The organism is Myxococcus sp. CA033 (assembly GCF_013336625.1).
GTDB lineage: Bacteria > Myxococcota > Myxococcia > Myxococcales > Myxococcaceae > Myxococcus > Myxococcus llanfairpwllgwyngyllgogerychwyrndrobwllllantysiliogogogochensis.
The window spans coordinates 449,118-466,929 of the sequence record NZ_JABUMU010000006.1 but is presented as its reverse complement, the minus strand read 5'-3'; the positions used below and the strand labels follow the sequence as shown (position 1 = coordinate 466,929).

Annotated in this window: 11 protein-coding genes; 4 read left to right on the top strand and 7 right to left on the bottom strand. The window is 69.4% G+C overall.

Going from position 1 to position 17,812, the window contains the following annotated elements; genetic code table 11:
- Positions 1-62 precede the first annotated feature (62 nt).
- Entirely contained in the window at positions 63-311 is a 249-nt protein-coding gene (locus HUA78_RS19210) for a hypothetical protein (protein ID WP_141647874.1), read from the bottom strand.
- Positions 312-499: 188 nt separating this feature from the next.
- On the opposite strand from HUA78_RS19210, the gene HUA78_RS19205 reads away from it, so the two are divergent.
- A complete protein-coding gene (locus HUA78_RS19205; protein ID WP_174461744.1) occupies positions 500-1,279 on the top strand; it encodes an arginyltransferase in 780 nt (259 codons plus the stop codon).
- 8 nt (positions 1,280-1,287) lie between these two features.
- On the opposite strand, the gene HUA78_RS19200 is transcribed toward HUA78_RS19205, so the two are convergent.
- A complete protein-coding gene (locus HUA78_RS19200) occupies positions 1,288-2,187 on the bottom strand; it encodes an alpha/beta hydrolase (protein WP_371745611.1) in 900 nt (299 codons plus the stop codon).
- Positions 2,188-2,352: 165 nt separating this feature from the next.
- On the opposite strand from HUA78_RS19200, the gene HUA78_RS19195 reads away from it, so the two are divergent.
- Both HUA78_RS19195 and HUA78_RS19190 read left to right on the top strand, forming a co-directional pair.
- A complete protein-coding gene (locus HUA78_RS19195; RefSeq protein ID WP_174461745.1) occupies positions 2,353-3,507 on the top strand; it encodes a glycosyltransferase in 1,155 nt (384 codons plus the stop codon).
- A gap of 156 nt (positions 3,508-3,663) precedes the next feature.
- Positions 3,664-5,352 carry a glutamine--tRNA ligase/YqeY domain fusion protein gene (locus HUA78_RS19190; RefSeq protein ID WP_141647870.1) on the top strand — a complete coding sequence of 563 codons (1,689 nt, stop codon included), beginning with the start codon at positions 3,664-3,666 and terminating at the stop codon, positions 5,350-5,352.
- A 12-nt stretch (positions 5,353-5,364) separates the two neighbouring features.
- On the opposite strand, the gene HUA78_RS19185 is transcribed toward HUA78_RS19190, so the two are convergent.
- Both HUA78_RS19185 and HUA78_RS19180 read right to left on the bottom strand, forming a co-directional pair.
- On the bottom strand, positions 5,365-5,517 hold the full coding sequence (locus tag HUA78_RS19185) for a hypothetical protein (RefSeq protein ID WP_174457270.1): 153 nt from the start codon (positions 5,515-5,517) through the stop codon (positions 5,365-5,367).
- Positions 5,518-5,541: 24 nt separating this feature from the next.
- A complete protein-coding gene (locus HUA78_RS19180) occupies positions 5,542-5,760 on the bottom strand; it encodes a hypothetical protein (protein WP_141647878.1) in 219 nt (72 codons plus the stop codon).
- 157 nt (positions 5,761-5,917) lie between these two features.
- Here HUA78_RS19180 and HUA78_RS19175 point away from each other — a divergent pair, with 157 nt between their 5' ends.
- Positions 5,918-7,087: a hypothetical protein gene (locus HUA78_RS19175; protein WP_174461746.1), complete on the top strand. Its 1,170-nt coding sequence runs from the start codon at positions 5,918-5,920 to the stop codon at positions 7,085-7,087.
- Positions 7,088-7,096: 9 nt separating this feature from the next.
- Here the strand turns inward: HUA78_RS19175 and HUA78_RS19170 are convergent, their stop codons facing one another.
- The 3 genes from HUA78_RS19170 to HUA78_RS19160 all read right to left on the bottom strand — a co-directional run bounded on the left by HUA78_RS19170 (position 7,097) and on the right by HUA78_RS19160 (position 17,745).
- The gene (locus tag HUA78_RS19170; RefSeq protein WP_174476861.1) at positions 7,097-13,084 is read right to left on the bottom strand and encodes an ATP-binding protein; all 5,988 of its coding nucleotides are present in this window, start codon (positions 13,082-13,084) and stop codon (positions 7,097-7,099) included.
- A gap of 430 nt (positions 13,085-13,514) precedes the next feature.
- Positions 13,515-15,389 (bottom strand): M4 family metallopeptidase, encoded by a 1,875-nt coding sequence (locus HUA78_RS19165; protein ID WP_174476860.1) that lies wholly within the window; start codon positions 15,387-15,389, stop codon positions 13,515-13,517.
- A 139-nt stretch (positions 15,390-15,528) separates the two neighbouring features.
- Entirely contained in the window at positions 15,529-17,745 is a 2,217-nt protein-coding gene (locus HUA78_RS19160) for a M4 family metallopeptidase (protein WP_174476859.1), read from the bottom strand.
- Positions 17,746-17,812: the final 67 nt, after the last annotated feature.

The following is a 17,812-nucleotide window of genomic DNA, read 5'->3' as shown; positions in this document are numbered from 1 at the left end:
TGGATGAGGTTGAGAAGCGGCGTCCAGGATGGACGCCCACTCGTCAGGGGGTGACGCGGTCTTCAGTAGCTCGCCACCGCGAACTCGAAGTCGTCCGTCTCCCACCCGGGGTCTTCACCGACCTGCCGGGAAAGCCTCGCTGGCAGGACAGGCCTGTCCGGGTTGGCGGCGCGCGCGCTCAAGGTCCGAGTCCCCAGCCGCTGGTCGTCCCACGCTCCCCCCACGAAGGCGGAGTGAGGCACGAGGTCCTCGGTCTCCAGCTCGGCGTGGGCGAGCCGGTCCATCCAGGGCTGCAGGCAGTCTCGGGCCATGTGCTTCCGCCTTCACGTGGGAGTCACCCGAGAATGTTTGCAGTCGCCATGCCATGCCCTCCCGTCGGGGATGCGTCCGGGGCGCGACATGACAGACTGTCAGGGCGTGGCTCCCTGGCCGCGGGGCATCCTGACACCCGCGTCCGACTTGACGCCGGGCGGGCCGCCGGAGAGGAACTTGGACGGACATGGCCCTCCTGCTGGCACACGAAGTCGAAGCCCCTCGCCCGTGCAGCTACCTGCCCGAGCAGCAGGCGTCGTTGGAGAACCTGGTGATGCAGGACGTGTCACCGGAGGAGTACGAGCACCTGCTGGTGCGCGGCTGGCGTCGGTTCGGCCCGCTGTACTTCCGGCCCGCCTGCGCCACCTGTGGCGAATGTGTCTCGCTGCGCCTGCCGGTGGAGGGCTTTCGTCCCAATCGCAGCCAGCGACGCGCCCGTGCGGCGTGCGCGCACCTGCGCGTGGAGGTGGACGTGCCGCGTGTGGACGACGAGCGGCTGGCGCTCTACCGGGCGTGGCACGCGGAGCGCGAGTCCTCGCGGGAGTGGGAGCCCTCGCCGCTCACCTTGCGCGAGTACTCGCTCCAGTTCTCGTTCCCCCATCCCTCCGCGCGCGAGGTGGCCTTCTACGACGATGGCGCGGAGGGCGGCCCGAAGCTGGTGGCGCTGGGCATCTGCGACGAGACGCCGCGCGCGTGGAGCGCGGTGTATTTCTTCTACGACCCGGCCTGCGCCGCCCTGTCGCTCGGCACCGCGAACGTGGTGTTCCAGGTGGAGCTGGCGCGCGCTCGCGGCATCCCCCACGTGTACCTGGGCTACCGCGTCCAGGCGTGCGCGTCGCTGCGCTACAAGGGCGGCTTCCGGCCGCATGAGCTGCTCGTGGGGCGGCCCGCGCTGGACTCGGCCCCCACGTGGGAACCTCCGGCGGTGGCGCCCGAGCCGACCTCCGAGCCGGACGGCACCCCGTAGCGCTCGCGTCAGCCCGCGTTCAAGAGGGCCCGGTCGAAGTGCTCGCGCAGCCGGCGGGCGTACTCCTCCGGTGCGACGCGCGAGTACTCGCCATGGCCCGCGCCCTCGACGACCCACAGGGACTTGGGCTCACAGGCCGCGCGGAAGAGGCTGGCCTGGAGCTTGGCGGGGGCGTCCGGGTCCACGTCACCGTTGACGAGCAGGAGCGGCCGGCCCTGGAGCTGGCACATGCCGTCGATGGGGCGCACCGCGTCCACGTCCACGCCCGCGTGCCGCAGCGTCCACAGCACCGGCTCCGCGCTGAAGGCGCCCCACCGGCCATAGCCCGAGTACACGTCCGCCTCCAGCGCGGGATACGCGCCCGCCGCGACGACCGCCTTCACGCGGGCGTCCGTCTCCGCCACCAGCAGCGCGGTGGTGCCACCCATGGAGAACCCGAAGAGGCCCAGCCGCGCCGGGTCCACGTCCTGGCGCTTGGAGACGAAGTCCAGCGCGGCCGTCACGTCGCGCCGCTCGCCGTCGCCCCACGTCACGCGGTCTCCGCCGCTCTCTCCATGCGCGCGCAGGTCGAACAGCAGCACGCCATAACCCGCTCGGGCGAGCGCGCGAGCCTCGAAGAGCAGCTGCGCGCGGTTGTCCGCGAAGCCATGCACCAGCACCACCGCCGCCCGGTTTCGCGACGGCACGTACCAGCCGCGCAGCGTCAGCCCGTCGACGCTGGAGAAGCTCACGTCCTCAAGGCCAGAGAGCTCCGCCGAGGCGACGGGCCGCTCCACCGGCACATGGGGCGGATGCAGCAGGCCCTGCCCGATGCGATGGCCGCGCACCGCGAGGAATCCGCCGGCGGCGAACACGCAGAGCAGGGACGCCACGAAGACGAGGACGCGCGAGCGGAGTGGGTTTTTCACGAGAGGAGTGGAAGGCGTGGGCGCGCGCGAGCCTAGCCGAGTGGCCCGGCTGTGTGCGTCAGTCCGGTGGCTCGCGTCCCGTGAGGGCGAGCGGCCCGTTCGTCTTGTTGGCGGGTATGCCTCCTTGGGTTACGGTGCACCCGCCTTCTGGGGAGTGGGGGCTGGATGCTGCAACCGGTGCCACGAGAAGCCTCGAAAGACCCCCGCCGGAAGCGCGTGCTCTTCACGCTCGTGTTCATGGGCGCTGGCGGTATCGAGCGCTCGGTCTGCAACATCCTGGCGGGCCTGGACTCCGAGCGCTTCGCCACCCGGCTGTTCTTCCACCACCGCCCTCCGCCGGACCGCGAGGACCGACTGCCCCGGAACACCGAGGTCGTCTGGGCCACCGACTCCTACGACTACCATCGGCAGAGCCTGCCGGTGTACCTCTGGCACCTGCTGCGCCATGCGCGCGAGGCCGACGTCATCGTCGCGGGCCAGGAGGGCCGTGCCGCGCTGCTGGCCTGTCTGGCGGGCAGGCTGCTCAACAAGCCCGTCGTCGGGATGATCCACTTCGACTGGGGCGCCTTCCATCGCGAGCAGCCGCGCCGACAGCTCTGGGGCCTGCGCCTGCTGTATCCGCGCATGAACCGCATCGTCGCCTGCGGCCATGACACCGCCCGGTCCTTCCAGTCGCTGGTGCCCGTGCCCGAGGAGCGACTCCAGGTCATCCCCAACTTCGTGGATGGCGACGTCGTGCGCGCCGCCGGGGAAGGGCCGCTGCCCGACTGGGCCCCGGCCGTCTTCGACAAGCCCGTGGTCATCGCCGTGGGACGGCTGGAGCCCCAGAAGGGCTTCGACGTGCTCATCCGCGCCCATGCTCTCGCGCGAAAGCGGGGCGTGGACCAGCACCTGCTCATCCTCGGGGTGGGCTCGCTGGAGGCCGACTTGAAGGCCCTGGCCCGCTCGCTGGGCGTGGAGTCCACCGTCTTCATGCCCGGGTTCGCCGCCAATCCGCACGCGCTGATGCGAAAGGCCGCGGTGTTCGCCCTGTCCTCGCGCTTCGAGGGCCTGCCCATGGTGCTGCTGGAGGCGCTCGCCCTGGGGTGCCCCGTGGTCAGCACGGACTGTCCCTCCGGGCCGGCGGAGGTCCTGGAGCATGGCCGCCACGGGGTCCTGGTGCCCCTGGAGGACCCCCAGGCGCTGTCGGAGGCGCTGGGACGCGTCGTCACCGACGAGGTGCACCGCAAGGATTTGTCCCGCCGGGCCCGGGCACGCGCGGAGGAGCTGTCGGCGACGCGGGCCCTGGGGGCCTGGGAAGCGCTGCTGGCGTCCCTCTGAGGCCCCCTGGGGGCTTTTCCGTCCGGAGGCCCCGCCGCCCCGCGTTGGAAGGGGGCGCCCGGCCCGGGTGTTCTCCTCCGAGGCCCGCTGGGAACGGCGAGGGTGCAAGGAATCGCTTGCCGGCCCCGGGCGGCTTCACGAGGATTCGCCCCCATCATGACGACGACGAACGAAACGCAGGGCCTGAACTTCCTCCAGGAAATCATCGAGGAAGACCGGCGCGCGGGAAAGCACGGTGGTCGCGTGCTCACCCGCTTCCCGCCCGAGCCCAATGGCTACCTCCACATCGGCCACGCCAAGGCCATCTGCCTGAACTTCGGGCTGGCGAAGCAATACGGTGGCCTGTGCAACCTGCGCTTCGACGACACCAACCCCGTCACCGAGGACACCGACTACGTCGAGTCCATCCAGCGGGACGTGAAGTGGCTGGGCTTCGACTGGGATGACCGGAAGTTCTTCGCCTCCGACTACTTCCCCAAGCTCTACGACTTCGCCGTGCAGCTCATCAAGCAGGGCAAGGCGTACGTGTGCAGCCTGTCGGCGGACGAGATTCGCGAGTACCGCGGCGACTTCACCACGCCGGGCCGGGACAGCCCGTACCGCACCCGCTCCGTGGAGGAGAACCTGGACCTCTTCGAGCGCATGCGCGGCGGAGAGTTCCCGGACGGCAAGCACACGCTGCGCGCCAAGATCGACATGACGTCCCCCAACCCCGTGTTGAGGGACCCGCCCATCTACCGCATCCGCCACGCGCACCATCACCGCACCGGCGAGGCGTGGCCCATCTACCCGCTCTACGACTTCGCGCACTGCCTGTCGGATGCGATTGAGGGCATCACCCACTCCATCTGTACGCTGGAGTTCGAGAACCGCCGCGTGCTGTACGACTGGATTGTGGACAGCCTCATCCAGGGAGAGCGGCCGCATCAGTACGAGTTCAACCGGCTGAACCTCAACTACACGGTGATGAGCAAGCGCAAGCTGCTCAAGCTCGTCATGGAGAAGTACGTCTCCGGTTGGGATGACCCCCGGATGATGACCATCAGCGGCCTGCGCCGCCGGGGCTTCACGCCGGCCTCCATCCGCGACTTCGCCACGCGCGCGGGCGTCAGCAAGACGCAGCAGCTCATCGACATGGGCGTGCTGGAGCTGTGCATCCGCGAGGACCTGAACGAGACGGCCCCTCGCGCCATGGCGGTGCTGCGCCCGCTGAAGGTGGTGGTGGAGAACTACCCGGAAGGCCAGGAGGAGCTCCTGGAGGTGCAGAACCACCCGCAGAAGCCGGAGATGGGCACGCGCAAGGTGCCGTTCATGCGCGAGCTGTTCATCGAGGCGGAGGACTTCATGGAGGTCCCCGCCAAGGGCTTCTTCCGCCTGGCGCCGGGCAAGGAGGTGCGCCTGCGCTCGGCGTACTTCATCACCTGCAAGGAGGTCATCAAGGACGCGGCCGGCAACATCACGGAGCTGCGCTGCACCTATGACCCGGCCACGCGCGGCGGTGACTCGCCGGATGGCCGCAAGGTGAAGGGCACGCTGCACTGGGTGCCGGGCAACGCGCCCACCGCCGAGGTGCGGCTGTACGACAGGCTCTTTTCCGTGGAGAGCCCGGACTCGGATGACGCGAAGGACTTCACCACCTTCCTCAATCCGGCGAGCCTGGAGGTCCTCAGGAACGCGCGCGTGGAGCCGGGCCTTGCCCAGGCGACGCCGGAGTCCCGCTTCCAGTTCGAGCGGCTGGGGTACTTCTTCGCGGACCCGAAGGACTCGCAGCCGGGCAAGCCCGTCTTCAACCGCACCGTCACCCTGAAGGACTCGTGGGTGAAGGAGCAGGGCAAGGGGAAGTAGTCCCCTCGCCGCTCAGGGTGTCGCCCCGTCCTTCGCGGGCGGCACCCTGCACGCGGCGTGGCCCAGGATGACGTCGCCGTCGACGGTGCTCGTGGGCGTGGGCGTCCAGCCCGCCGCGAGCCGGGCGTCGAGGAGTTCATCAGCGCTGGGTCGACGGTCCCACACGGAGACCGCGTTGATTCCGCCGAGTCAGGTGGTGTCGAAGACGAGGTAGCCGCCGTCCTTCCAGGGCAGCACCACGTCGTGGGTGAACTCGTCCTGCACCACCACTTCCGTCACGTCGCGCGGAGGCGTGCTGGCGAAGCCCCAGCGCACCACGTCCTGGAGCAGGGTGAGGGGCGCGAGCTCTCGCTCCAGCGCTGCTCGTTGCTCCAGGGGCAGGGCGGCCCGGTCTGTCAGCGGCACCATGCCTGGCAGCCTGTCAGGGGTGACCAGGACTCGCAAGCCGGAGTCTCGCCCCCGCGGCCGGGCGAGGGCCCGGTGGCCCGTTGACTCCGGGCGTCCGCGTCCCGACTTCTTGGCTGGGGGCATTTCCGTCCCCGGCTTCTCGGGAGGCGCCTCCACCATGGTCTGCTGCACGCTGCCGCGCTGGTGGCCCGTTCCCACACAGGCGGAGGTGGAGGCCATCATCCAGATGGAGGACCCCGTCCTGCGCAACCTCCACATCACCCAGACGTACCACGTGCTCGAGGTGGCCCTCACCGACGTGTTCGGCGAGGAGGACCTGAGCTGGTGTGGCTTCTCGACGTGGGCCTCGAAGACGGCGGGGGCCTTCATCCGCAAGGACGTGCTGCCAGGGGTGATGGCGCAGCTGCTGGAGCGGGCGGATGCGGTGACGCGCGGCTTCTCGGAGCTGCAGGACCGGCTCCTGGGCGCGTGGGGCGCGTCCGTGGGCATCCAGTACGTGCTGGCGCGCACGGTGGAGGACGTGCTCGACGAGGTGGCCCGTCACACCGCGCGCGGCAACCTGGTGGTCTTCCAGGAGCTGGGGCCGCTGTACACGGACCTCCTGGCGAACTTCACTGGCATGGACTCGCCCGAGCCGTCGCGGGTGGAGGCGGTGGTGTCGCGGCTGGCTCCGGGGCCGGTGGGTGAAGGCGGGCAGGACCTGCTCATCCGCGCGGTGCGGCACTACCACGAGGCGTGTTTCACCGAGGACCCGAAGGCCCACGCGGAGCTGATGTTCCTGGCCAACGCGCTGGTGGGCTACCACGAGCAGGCGCGGCTGCAGGGGCCGGTGGTCGCCGCGCTCAACGCGCCGGTGAAGGAGCTGTTCCTGGAGCACCTCGTCGCCTTCGTCCGGGCGGACCCGAATCCCCGGGCGCGCAGCCTGTCCGAGTGGGGCCTGCGTGAAGGCTTCGCGCCGCTGGCCCAGCGCCTGGAGCGGCTGTGGCGCGAGCTGGCGACGCGGATGCTGATGAAGATGGAGCTGCCGGACGTGACGCTGCGGCTGGGGGAGGACCTGCCCGCGCTGACGGCGGAGCGGGACTTCCCACCGGCCCTGGAGCGGCTGTCGCATCCGGAGCTGGTGGCGTTGATGGCGGCGCTGGACAGGTCCCCGGACGACACGGCGGGCAGCGCGGCGCGGGACTGGGGGAGCCTGTCGGACCGGATGAACCTCATCGTGGACCTGTTCCGCACGCGGCAGCAGGACCGGCTCCTGTATGACCAGCCCTTCACGTTCCTCCAGGTGGATGCGTTCCAGCAGGGCCGGGTGCCGCACGGACGGCTGTGAAGCGCGCCCTCACCCCGGCGCTTCCATCACCGGGAGCACGACGGTGAAGGTGGCGCCGCCGCCTTCCGTGCGCGTCACGTGGATGCGCCCCTCATGTCCCTCCACGATGTGGCGTGCCATCCACAGGCCCAGTCCGAAGCCTCCATGGTTGCGCGCGGAGACAGCTCGCTCGAAGCGTCCGAAGATGCGCTCGTGGTCCTCGGGGGCGACCCCGGGGCCATGGTCCACGACCGAGATGCGGACGCCGTCCTCCGTCGGAGCCACCGTCACCTCGACGGGCTTGCCCGCGCCGAACTTGAGGGCGTTGTCGAGCAGGCCCTCGACCAGCTGATGCAGTCGCTCCGGGTCGAACCGACCCACGATGGAAGACGGGGCATTCAACGTCACGGTGCTCTCCGCGCGCGCGGCCTTCTCCCGAGCCTCGTCCACGACCGCCTTCACGGTGGCGGTCAGGTCCACGTCCTGACGCACCAGCTCCAGGCGGCCGGTGACGAACTCCGACACATCCAGCAGGTGCTCCACCAGCCGCGTCAGGCGCTGGAGCTGCTTCTCCGTCGTCAGCGCCCGCGCCCGCAGCAGCTCCTCCGGAGAGCGCTGACCGCCCTGGCGGTCCAGGCTTCGGAGCAGCGACTGGATGTTGAGGGCCAGGACACTCACCGGGGTGCGCAGCTCATGGCTGACGAGGCTGAGGAACTCGTCGCGCAGGTGCACGGACTCGAGCAGCTCCTCCTTCTCCAGCTCCTTGCGCGTCACCTCCCGGCGCACGCTGACCATCTCGAGCTGGGTGCGCACCCGGGCGATGAGCTCGCGCGCGGAGAAGGGCTTCACCAGATAGTCATCCGCTCCGCTCGACAGGCCCTCCACCGTGGACTCGTCGCCCGCGCGCGCGGAGAGCAGGATGATGGGGATGGCCCGCGTGCGTGGGTCCGCGCGGAGTTCTCGCACGAGGCCGAAGCCGTCCAGCACCGGCATCATCACGTCGGAGAGGATGAGGTCGGGCGGCTGGACGCGGGCCCGCGCGAGGGCCTCCTCTCCGTTCGTGGCTGTCTCGACATGGGGGAAGCGGCGCCCCAGCAGCCCCGAGACATAACTGCGCAGGTCGGCGTTGTCGTCCACGAGGAGAATCCGGGAGGAGGCCAGCGCCAGGGGAACATCCAGCTGGGCGTCGTCAGCGGTCCGCGTCGCGTCCGGCGCCTGGGGCTGGAGCAGCGGAGCGTCGGAGGCGGACCAGCGCTGGGCCTCGTCGACGAAAGGGGCGGCCCACGCCGCCGACGAGCGGGAGCGGGGCTTGTGGTCGATTCGCTCCGGAGGCAGGTGGGCCGAGCCGCCCGGCAGCCGCACGGTGAAGGTGGTGCCCACGCCCAGCCGGCTCGTCACGGAGACGTCGCCCCCATGCAGCTTGACCAGGTCCTCCACCATGGCGAGGCCGATGCCCGTCCCCTCGTGGCTCCGACCCTGGGTGGCGCGCACGCGGTAGAAGCGCTCGAAGATGCGCGGCAGGTCCTCCTCGGGAATCCCCACGCCGGTGTCCTGCACCGTGAGGACCGCGCGCCCGTCCCTCCAGTGCATGCCCACGCGGATCTCCCCCTGGTGGGTGTACTTCACCGCGTTGGAGAGCAGGTTCAGGACAACCTTCTCCCACATCTCCGGGTCGACATAGATGGACTCGGGAAGCGGGGGACAGTCCACCCGCAGCCGCAGCCCCGCGCTGCCCACGGCGGACTCGAAGGCGCTCGCCAGGTTGCGAGTGAAGGCCGACAGGTCCGTGGGGACGTACGTGGCCTGCGTTCGCCCCGCCTCCATGCGCGAGAAGTCGAGCAGGGTGTTGACCATCTTGTAGAGCCGGAGCGCGTTGCGGCGCACCAGGTCGAGCTGCTCTTCGCCCAGGGCCCTGGGCGTCCTGGCCATGGCGTCCTCGATGGGCCCGAGGATGAGCGTGAGGGGCGTGCGGAACTCGTGGCTCACGTTGCTGAAGAAGGCCGTCTTGGCCTGGTCGAGCAGGGCGAGCTGCTCGGCGCGCTGGCGCTCCTGCTCGTAGGCGCGGGCGCTGGCGAGGCTGGCGGCGAGCTGCCGCGCCAGCAGTTGCAAGAAGCTCTGGTACTCGTCATCCAGCGCACGCAGCGGACTGATGCCGGCGACGAGCACGCCGGTCAGCTCCGCGTCCGCGCCCATGGGCACCGGGAGCAGCAGGGCGCGCGTCGTGGGCTCCGGCCAGGGGCCGCCGGGGAGGGGACCGAACCTCGACGACAGGTCCTCCACCAGCGCCTCCTGCCCCGTGCGTACGACTTTGGAGAGCGGCCACGAGGTCTCTTCATCGAGCAGCAGCTCGGTGGGGGCCGCGGCCGCGCCTCGGGGCAGGTTGGCGCAGGAGACCAGCTGGGCCTTGTCGTTTCTGACGACGTAGAGCAGCGCGAAGGGCAGGTCGTGGCCCGCGGGCGTGAGGACCTCTTCCAGCGCGACGAAGAGCGCGTCGACCTTCTCGCTGAGCGCCGCGCGGATGGACAGCTCGCGGAGGATGGCCAGTCGTCGGTCTCCGACGACCTGACGCGTGGTCTCGCTCGCGATGGCGAAGAGGCCGGCGATCTCCCCTGTCTCGCCAATGGTGGGGTTGTAGGACCAGGTGAAGTAGGCCTCTTCGCGCAGGCCACCGGGCCGCCGCGCGAAGTTGACGTTCCCGTTCTCGATGAAGAGAGGCTCTCCTGTCTCATGCACGCGCTGCATGAGGGGCCCCAGCAGCCGCCACTCCTCCGCCAGGGCTTCGGCCCCGCGCGCGCCCAGCGTCAGCGGATGCTTCGCCCCCAGGATGGGACGGAACGGGTCGTTGTAGAGCATGTTCAGCTCCGGACCCCAGAAGAGGATGATGGGGTACGGAGAGCGCAGCATCGTGCTGACGGACGTCCGCAGCGACTGGGGCCAGCGCTCGAGCGGACCCAGCGCCGTCGTCCGCCAGTCGAAGGCGCGCATCAACGCGCCCATGTCGCCGCCGCCTTGAACGAAGTGCTCCTCGCTGCCCAGCCACTGGGGCGGCGGACGCGGTGTCGTGGCGGGCTCCGCGACGCCCTGCTCGGCGGGGAGCCAGAAGCAGAAGGTGCTGCCCGCGTCGGAGGTGCGCTCCAACCGCATCCGCCCACCGTGGCTCTCCACGATGCCCTTCGCGATGGAGAGGCCCAGCCCATGGCCCCCGCGCCGCTTCTGCGCCGCGTGCCAGTAACGGTCGAAGATGTGCTGCTGCGCTTCGAGCGGAACCCCCGGCCCGCTGTCCGTCACGCTGAAGCGGATGTCCCGTGTCCCGGCATCGAGCCCGGCCCGCAGGTGGATTGCGCCCCCCGTGCCAGAGGGCGAGAACTTGATGGCGTTGGAGAGCAGGTTCCCGATGGCCTGGAGGATGCGTTCCCGGTCGCACTTCACGACGAGGCCGGGCTCCACGTCGATGTCCAGGCGCAGGCCCTTCTCGGCCGCCTGGGGCCCGAACTGCTCGCGGGCATCGCGGATGAGCTCCTCGACGGTCTGCGGGCGCGCCTCGATGGAGAGGGTTCCGGTCTCGATGCTCTCCAGGTCGAGCAGGTCGTCGATGAGCCGGTTCATCCGGCTGGCCGAGCGTCGGATCGACTCCGCCTGCTTGCGCACGCGCTCGCCCGGTCCGCTCTCCAGGGGGATTCGACGCAGCAGCTCGGCGGAGGTGCTGATGGCGGTGAGCGGCGAGCGCAGGTCGTGGCTGACCACCGCGAGGGTCTCCTCTCGCGAGCGGGTGGCGCGGCGGGCCTCGTCGAGCAGTCGCTGGGCCTCCTCCGCATGGGCACGCTCGGCGTGGACCGACGCCTGGCGAAGCCTGGAGACGGTGAGCAGGGCGTTGACGCGCGCTCGGAGTTCGTTCGCGGAGAAGGGCTTGACCAGGTACTCGTCCGCGCCGCTGCGCAGGCCCTCGATGGTGGCCTCTTCACCCGCGCGCGCGGACAGCAGCAGGATGGGAATGGTGCGGGTGTGCTCGTCGGCGCGCAGGGCCTGGACGAGCTCCAGACCGCCGATGCCCGGCATCATCACATCGGAGATGATGAGGTCGGGAGGCGTCCGCCGCGCGGCGATGAGCGCCTGGGTGCCATCGCTCACCGACTCCACGCGCCAGTGGGGCGACAGGAGCCGCAGCAGGTAGCCGCGCATGTCGGCGTTGTCGTCCGCCAGGAGGATGCGCGCTTCGGAGGAGGAGAGGGCGGGCTCGACGAGGGGCGCCTCGGGAGTGCTCCACTGGGAGAGCTCCGCGAGGAACGCGCTGGCGCCAATCCCCGTGGACGTCAGGGCCCGGGCGGCCCCGACATGCTCCCGAGGCAGGTGCGCGGAGCCTGTCGGGAGGCTCACCGTGAAGGTGGTTCCCTGGTCGAGCGCGCTCGTCACCGTCACGGCGCCGCCGTGCAGCTTGACCAGCTCCCGCACCAGCGCGAGTCCAATGCCCGTGCCTTCATGGCTGCGTCCGCGTGAGCCTTCGACCCGGTGGAAGCGCTCGAAGATGCGAGGCAGCTCCTCTGCTGGCATCCCGATGCCCGTGTCCTGGACGGTCAGCTCCACGGTGTCGTCCCGCCACTTCAGCGCGATGCGAACCTGGCCCTCGAAGGTGAACTTGAAGGCGTTGGAGAGGAGGTTCAAGACAACCTTCTCCCACATCTCCGGGTCCACATAGACGGAGTCGGGCAGCGGGGGGCAGGTGACCACCAGCTCGAGCCCCGCGGTGGTCATCGCCGAATCGAAGCTGCTGACCAGGTCCCGGGTGAGGGCGGAGAGGTCTGTCGGGATGAAGGAGGCCTGCGCGCGTCCGGCCTCGAGCCGGGCGAAGTCGAGCAGCGTGTTGACCAGCTTCTGCAGCCGCAGGCCATTGCGTCGCACCAGCTCCTGCCGCTCGCGTTGGGCGGGGGGGAGCGGCTCCAGGACATCCGCCAGGGAGTCCTCGACGGGACCGAGCATCAAGGTGAGCGGCGTGCGGAACTCGTGACTGACATTGCTGAAGAAGGCGGTCTTCGAGCGATCAATCTCCGCCAGGGCCTCCGCCCGCCGCTTCTCGTCTTCATAGGCGCGAGCGTTGCTGACGGCCGTGGCGATGTGGTCCGCCACCAGCCCCAGGAACCCCCGGTAGTCGTCGTCCAGGGCGCGCCGCGCGCTCAGCCCCGCGACGAGGAAGCCGTGGGGGCGCTCGGCGCCAGGCCGGGTGATGGGCAACACCATGACCGAGTGAGGGGCCTCGGGCCACGGACCGCCCGGGAGGTCGCCGAAGTGGGCGCGCACGTCGGAGATGAGGAGGCCCCCCGGGGCCGCCAGGGCCTCGGGGAAGGACCAGCGGGAACTGGCGGGGAGGTCGCCGAACCGCGAGGCGGCCTGGGCCTGCGTGTCCCAGCCCGTCACTTCCATCAGGTCCGACTGCTCGCCGGTGGAGCCCAGGCGATAGAGCAAGGCGAAGGGGACGTCGAAGGCGTTGCCCGCCAGGGCCCGCGCGGCTTCGCGCCAGACGTCGCCTTCATGCTTCACGGTTCCCGCACGCGCGGCGAGGTCCCTCAGGGTCCGTAGCCGCCGCTCGCCCAGCACCCGACCCGTGGTCTCGGTCAGGGTGGCGAGGATGCCTCCGACGCCCCCGCTTTCGTCACGTATCGGGCTGTAGGAGTACGTGAAGTAGCACTCCTCCAGGTAGCCGTGCCGATCCAACGGCAGCATCCAGTCTTCGGAGCCAACCGCCGTTCCCCGCCACACCCCGTCGAACTGCGGGCCGATGATGTGCCAGCTCTCCGCGAACGTCGCCTGGGCGCTGTGGCCCATGGCCGCCGGGTGCTTCGTCGAGCCGAGCACCGGTCGGTAGCCGTCATTGTAGAACTGGACGAGCTGGGGGCCCCACGCGATGTACATCGGGAAGCGCGACTCCAGCAGGATGCTGACCGCGGTGCGCAGTGACTGAGGCCAGGTCTCCGGCGCGCCCACGGGCGTTTTCACCCAATCGATGGCGCGCATGAGCGCACCCATCTCGCCTCCCCCGGCAAGCACCGCCGCGGCCATGGGATGAAGGTCGGAGCGCGGCGCTCCGGAGCTTTGGGTCGAGTGGCTCATCAAATCTCATCGCCCCTCACCCCGTGGGTTGCAGGACGTAGCAGGGGGTTGCAGGGTGAGACCTCAACGCAAGGACCTGAAGGCCTGCGCCGGCGACAATATTCTGTCGCATCCTCGGAATTGCACGGGCCTTGCGTGCTTCCATGAGCGCTGAGACATGTGTTGTCTACGCCACAGTCCGCACGCTCGCCTCATCCCATCCGAGGTGCCGCGAGGGGAGCAGGGGGGCGAGCGCGGGCATGGGGAAGAGGACCAGGGTCCGTGCCTGCTCGCGCGAGGGGCAGCGAGGCATCCCAGGGGCCGGCTCCGCGCGCCCACCCTGTTGGAGTGGACGCGCGGTGAAGCCTCACTGGTGGGTCATCTTCAGGGTAGCGCCGTCATAAGTGGAGGCGGCGTGGACCAGGACATGCCAGGCGCCGGCCGCGGGCGCGGGGAAGACGCACTGCTCGTTGTTGCCCAGCCGGAAGGGGCGGCACTGATAGAGGGTCGTCGTGGGCCGCTCGTCGAAGCGGACATACAGGTCCGCGTCCCCGGTCCCTCCCGACAGGGTGAACTTCAAGTCCAGGGCTCCGGTGGGAACCATCCCCCTGCCGAGCCAGGACTTCCCCACGGCCGCCCGGAGCGGGAAGGGAACGTCCTTCGCCATGTCGATAATCACTGGCGCTCTGACGTTCACGGCCTCCCAGGCGGCGGTGACCGACGCCACGTTGCCCGCGTCATAGCCAAGCTGAATCGCGGCCTGCTCCGTCGTAATCCTCGCGGCCAGGAAACCGGAGGAGGGAGTCAGCATGTCCATGTTCGCCTTGTAGAAGATGCGCGCGGCCTTCTCGATACCAATGCCTTCCACGAAGGGCCAGTCCGGATGGCTCGGGTGACGGCCCCCCTGGGAGAGCAGATAGAAGGCCAGATTGGAGATGCCGGAGCTGTAGTGGACATCGACGCCGGAGGTGTAGTTGCTGTAGTCGTCCAGCGAGGCCCCATCCAGCGTGGGGTCGTTCATGTAGCGAAGCGCGTCTCCCGAACTGGAGGGAGTCCAGATGTCCTCGCCCAGGAGGAACGTGCCCGCGTTGATGGTGCGGTTCTCCGCGTGCCATTCACATACGGCGCCGAAGATGTCGGACATGGATTCATTCATGCCACCCGACTCGCCGGCGTAGATGAGGCCCGATTCGTGCTCCGTCACCCCGTGCGTCAGTTCGTGGGCCGTCACGTCCACGGCCAGGGCCAGGTTGTGGGCATTCACTCCGTCGCCATCACCGAAGACCAACTGCGTCCCGGTCCAGAAGGCATTCACATAGTTCACCCGGTGGTGGACGGTGGCGATGAGTGGCGCTCCCGCGTTGTCGAAAGAGTCGCGACCGAAGAGTTCCCAGTAGCAGGCATAGACAGCGCCGAGGTTGTCATGGGTCACATTGACGATGGGGTCCAGGGAGGGCGGAGTCTCCGCGCGAGCCATCGTGCCGGGCAATGTGCTCGTGTTCCGACCGTCATACACCCTGCGAGACCGCAAGGAGTGCAGGTTCGAGTACCTCAGGAGCACCTCGCCCGAGCGTGCGTTGACGAGCACGGTGTTGTTCACCGGGCCCCCGTCCTCCGCCGCTCCCGTGACGCGCAGCCGGTAGGCCAGCAGGAGCCGAGCCCCGTCGCGCCAGTAGACGAGCGCCGGTGCGCCCGCGATGACGGCATCACGAACGGAGTCGCCATGGTTGCGAGCCAGCTCTTGCGCCAGGGCCGGCGAGAGGGTGGCGCCGAGGGGGGCGGGCAGGTCGCTTCGCACATCCCCGTTGGCGGCGAAGACCTGGCCGTCGCGGGCGTGGAGTCGCAGCTCCGCGCCCATGACCTCCACGCCATTCACCCGCACGCCGAAGCGGAAGTGCGCATCCCCGTCGAAGCCGACGTAGGCCTTCTTCAGGAAGAGCTGCTCGGGCTTCACCCTGAACAGCGGTGCCACGCGTGCGATGACAGGGGAGAGCGCCTCCGCCTCAATGCCTCTCACCGCGTCGGGATTGGAGGGCACCTGGCCAAACGCCCCGTTGACGAACGTGGGAATGGAGTCCGCGTCGACGGCGATGACCTGGATTTCCTCCGAGCGTGGAAGAGGCGCCCGGCTCTCGGCCACCCCGTCGGGGCGGTCCTCCGGCGTGCGTGTGTCGGCGCATGCGCCCAGCGACACGCCCAGCACGACGACTCCCAGGACCCTGCATCCTCGATTCCAGCCCATGTGCTTCCCCCTGGCGAATGATGAAGTCGCCATGGTGAAGCCAGGACTTGCTCGATGACAAGTGGACCAGGACCGCCGTTGCCCACCCGCCCGTGGAGACACGCCCCACGGACGGGGAGCCGTCCTTCAACCTCTCGCGTTAGCGATAGGTGACGACGACCGACGTGTTGGCGTAGCCGCCCTTCGCGCCGTAGAGCCACACGTAGTATTTGCCGCCCTCGACATACTTGAGGTCGCAGCGCTCCGTGTTGCCTTCCTTCATGCCGCGGCAATCGTACTCGCTGTGGGTAGGCATGGCGCCGCGACGGACATAGAGGTCCGCGTTGCCCGTTCCGCCCTCGACGCGCACGGTGACGTTGCGATAGCCGCCCTCCGGGGCCTCCGGAATGTGGGTGAAGAAGCCTTGTGTGGAGTTCGTGGCGCCGGACAGGCCGCCCACCACCACGTTGGGCTCGAGCGCGAGGTAGCCGCCCTGGTATGTCATCACCAGCGACGCATTGGCGTAGGCGGTGAAGCCGTTGACCATCACGTACCACTTGCCGAACGCGGGAGTCGCGAAGGAGCACGCCTCGTTGTTGCCGGTGATGTACGGCCGGCAGTCATAGGAGGAGGTCGTCGGGGCGTTGCCGAAGCGGACATAGAGGTCCGCGTCGCCCGTTCCACCCGACAGGGCGAAGCGCAGGTTCGTCGCGCCCTCGGGCACCTCGCCCTCGGCATACTCCTTGGCGCCACGGGCGGCGGAGAGGACCACGGGGATGTCGCGCTCCAAGAGGGTGCGGTGCGGGGGCAGGATGATGACGCCCACCTGCACGGCCTTCCACGCGGCGGTGACGGAGGCGATGGTCGCTTCGTCGTAGCCCAACTGGGCGGCGGCCTGCTCCGTGGCGACCTTCGCCGTCTCGAAGTTGGAGGACGGAGTCAGGAGGTCCACGTTCGCCTTGTAGACGATGCGGGCGGCCTTCTCGATGCCGATGCCCGTCACCGCGGGGCGCGTGGGGAAGCGCGGATGCGTGCCACCCTGCGAGAGCAGATAGAACGCCAGGTTGGCGATGCCCGAGCTGTAGTGGACGTCGACGCCCGAGCTGTAGTCGACGTAGTCATCCAGCGACTCCCCATCCAGCTTGGGGTTGAACAGGTAGCGAAGCGCGTCCCCGGGGGTCTCCGGCGTCCAGACGTCCTCGCCAATCATGAACGTCCCCTCGTCGATGACCTTGCCCTCCGAGTGCCACTCGCACACGGCGCCGAAGATGTCGGAGATGGCCTCGTTCAGGCCGCCGGACTCGCCGGAGTAGATGAGGTCCGACTCGTGCTCCGTCACCGCGTGCGTCAGCTCATGGGCCGTGATGTCGACGGCATAGGGCAGGATGGAGGCGGTGGTCCCATCGCCGTCGCCGAACACCATCTGCACGCCATCCCAGTACGCGTTCACATAGTTCACCCGGTGGTGAACGGTGGTGATGAGCGCGGCGCCCGCGTTGTCGTAGGAGTCGCGGTTGAACAGCTCCTTGTAGCAACGCCAGACGGCGCCCGTGTTGTCATAGGCCGCGTTGACGACGGGGTCGAGGACCGGCGGTTGTCCCTCCATGCGGCTCGGGGTGCCGGGAAGGCCGGGTCCGTTTTTGCCGTCGTAGACCCGGCGGTTCAGCGCGCCGTGGAGGTTGGTGATTCGCTCGAACACGTCGCCCGAGCGTGCGTTGACGAGCACCGTGTCATCCACGCGCTCACCCCCGCGTGTCTCGCCCGTCATGCGCAGCCGGTAGGCGAGCAGGAGCTGTCCGCCGTCGCGCCAGTAGACGAGCTCGGGCTTGCCCACGAGGGTGGCGTCGGGCGGCGAGGCGCGGTCCTTCCGGGCCTCCTCCACCGCGAGCTCCGTGGAGACGCTGGCGCCCTCGGGGGCGGGCAGGTCCGTGCGCGCGTCACCGTTCGCGGCGAAGACCTGGCCATCGCGAGCGTGCAGCCTCAGCTCCGCGCCCATGACCTCCACGCCGTTGACTCGCACCCCGTAGCGAAAGTGCGCATCCCCGTCGAAGCCGACGTAGGCCTTCTTCAGGAAGAGCTGCTCGGGCTTCACCTTGAACAGCGGCGCCACCCGCGCGAGGACCGGCGCCAGCGTCGCGGGCTGGAGCCCCCGGAGGGCGTCGGCGCTCGTCGGCGCGGCGCCGAATGGCCCGTTGACGAAGGTGGGAACCCGGTCCTGGTCCACGGCGATGACCTGGTGCGCGCCGGTGAGCGCCTCCGAGGACTTCTTGCTCACCGCGTCCTTGCCTTCCTTCGGCGTGGTGGCCTCGGTGCAGGCTCCCAATGTCAGGCATAGCAGCGTGGCACCTATGACTCCGCGACCTCTCTTCAAGAGCATGCGCTTCCCCCAGCTGGATGATGAGGTCGTCATGGTGACGCCAAAGGCAGCTCAGTGACAAGGCGCA

What these genes read in the sequence shown, in the direction of transcription:
- HUA78_RS19190 (WP_141647870.1), top strand. Translation starts at nt 3,664, where the DNA reads ATGACGACGACGAACGAAACGCAGGGCCTGAACTTCCTCCAGGAAATC.
- HUA78_RS19170 (WP_174476861.1), bottom strand. Translation starts at nt 13,084, where the DNA reads ATGGGTGCGCTCATGCGCGCCATCGATTGGGTGAAAACGCCCGTGGGC.
- HUA78_RS19165 (WP_174476860.1), bottom strand. Translation starts at nt 15,389, where the DNA reads ATGGGCTGGAATCGAGGATGCAGGGTCCTGGGAGTCGTCGTGCTGGGC.
- HUA78_RS19175 (WP_174461746.1), top strand. Translation starts at nt 5,918, where the DNA reads ATGGTCTGCTGCACGCTGCCGCGCTGGTGGCCCGTTCCCACACAGGCG.
- HUA78_RS19195 (WP_174461745.1), top strand. Translation starts at nt 2,353, where the DNA reads ATGCTGCAACCGGTGCCACGAGAAGCCTCGAAAGACCCCCGCCGGAAG.
- HUA78_RS19160 (WP_174476859.1), bottom strand. Translation starts at nt 17,745, where the DNA reads ATGCTCTTGAAGAGAGGTCGCGGAGTCATAGGTGCCACGCTGCTATGC.
- HUA78_RS19210 (WP_141647874.1), bottom strand. Translation starts at nt 311, where the DNA reads ATGGCCCGAGACTGCCTGCAGCCCTGGATGGACCGGCTCGCCCACGCC.
- HUA78_RS19205 (WP_174461744.1), top strand. Translation starts at nt 500, where the DNA reads ATGGCCCTCCTGCTGGCACACGAAGTCGAAGCCCCTCGCCCGTGCAGC.
- HUA78_RS19180 (WP_141647878.1), bottom strand. Translation starts at nt 5,760, where the DNA reads ATGGTGCCGCTGACAGACCGGGCCGCCCTGCCCCTGGAGCAACGAGCA.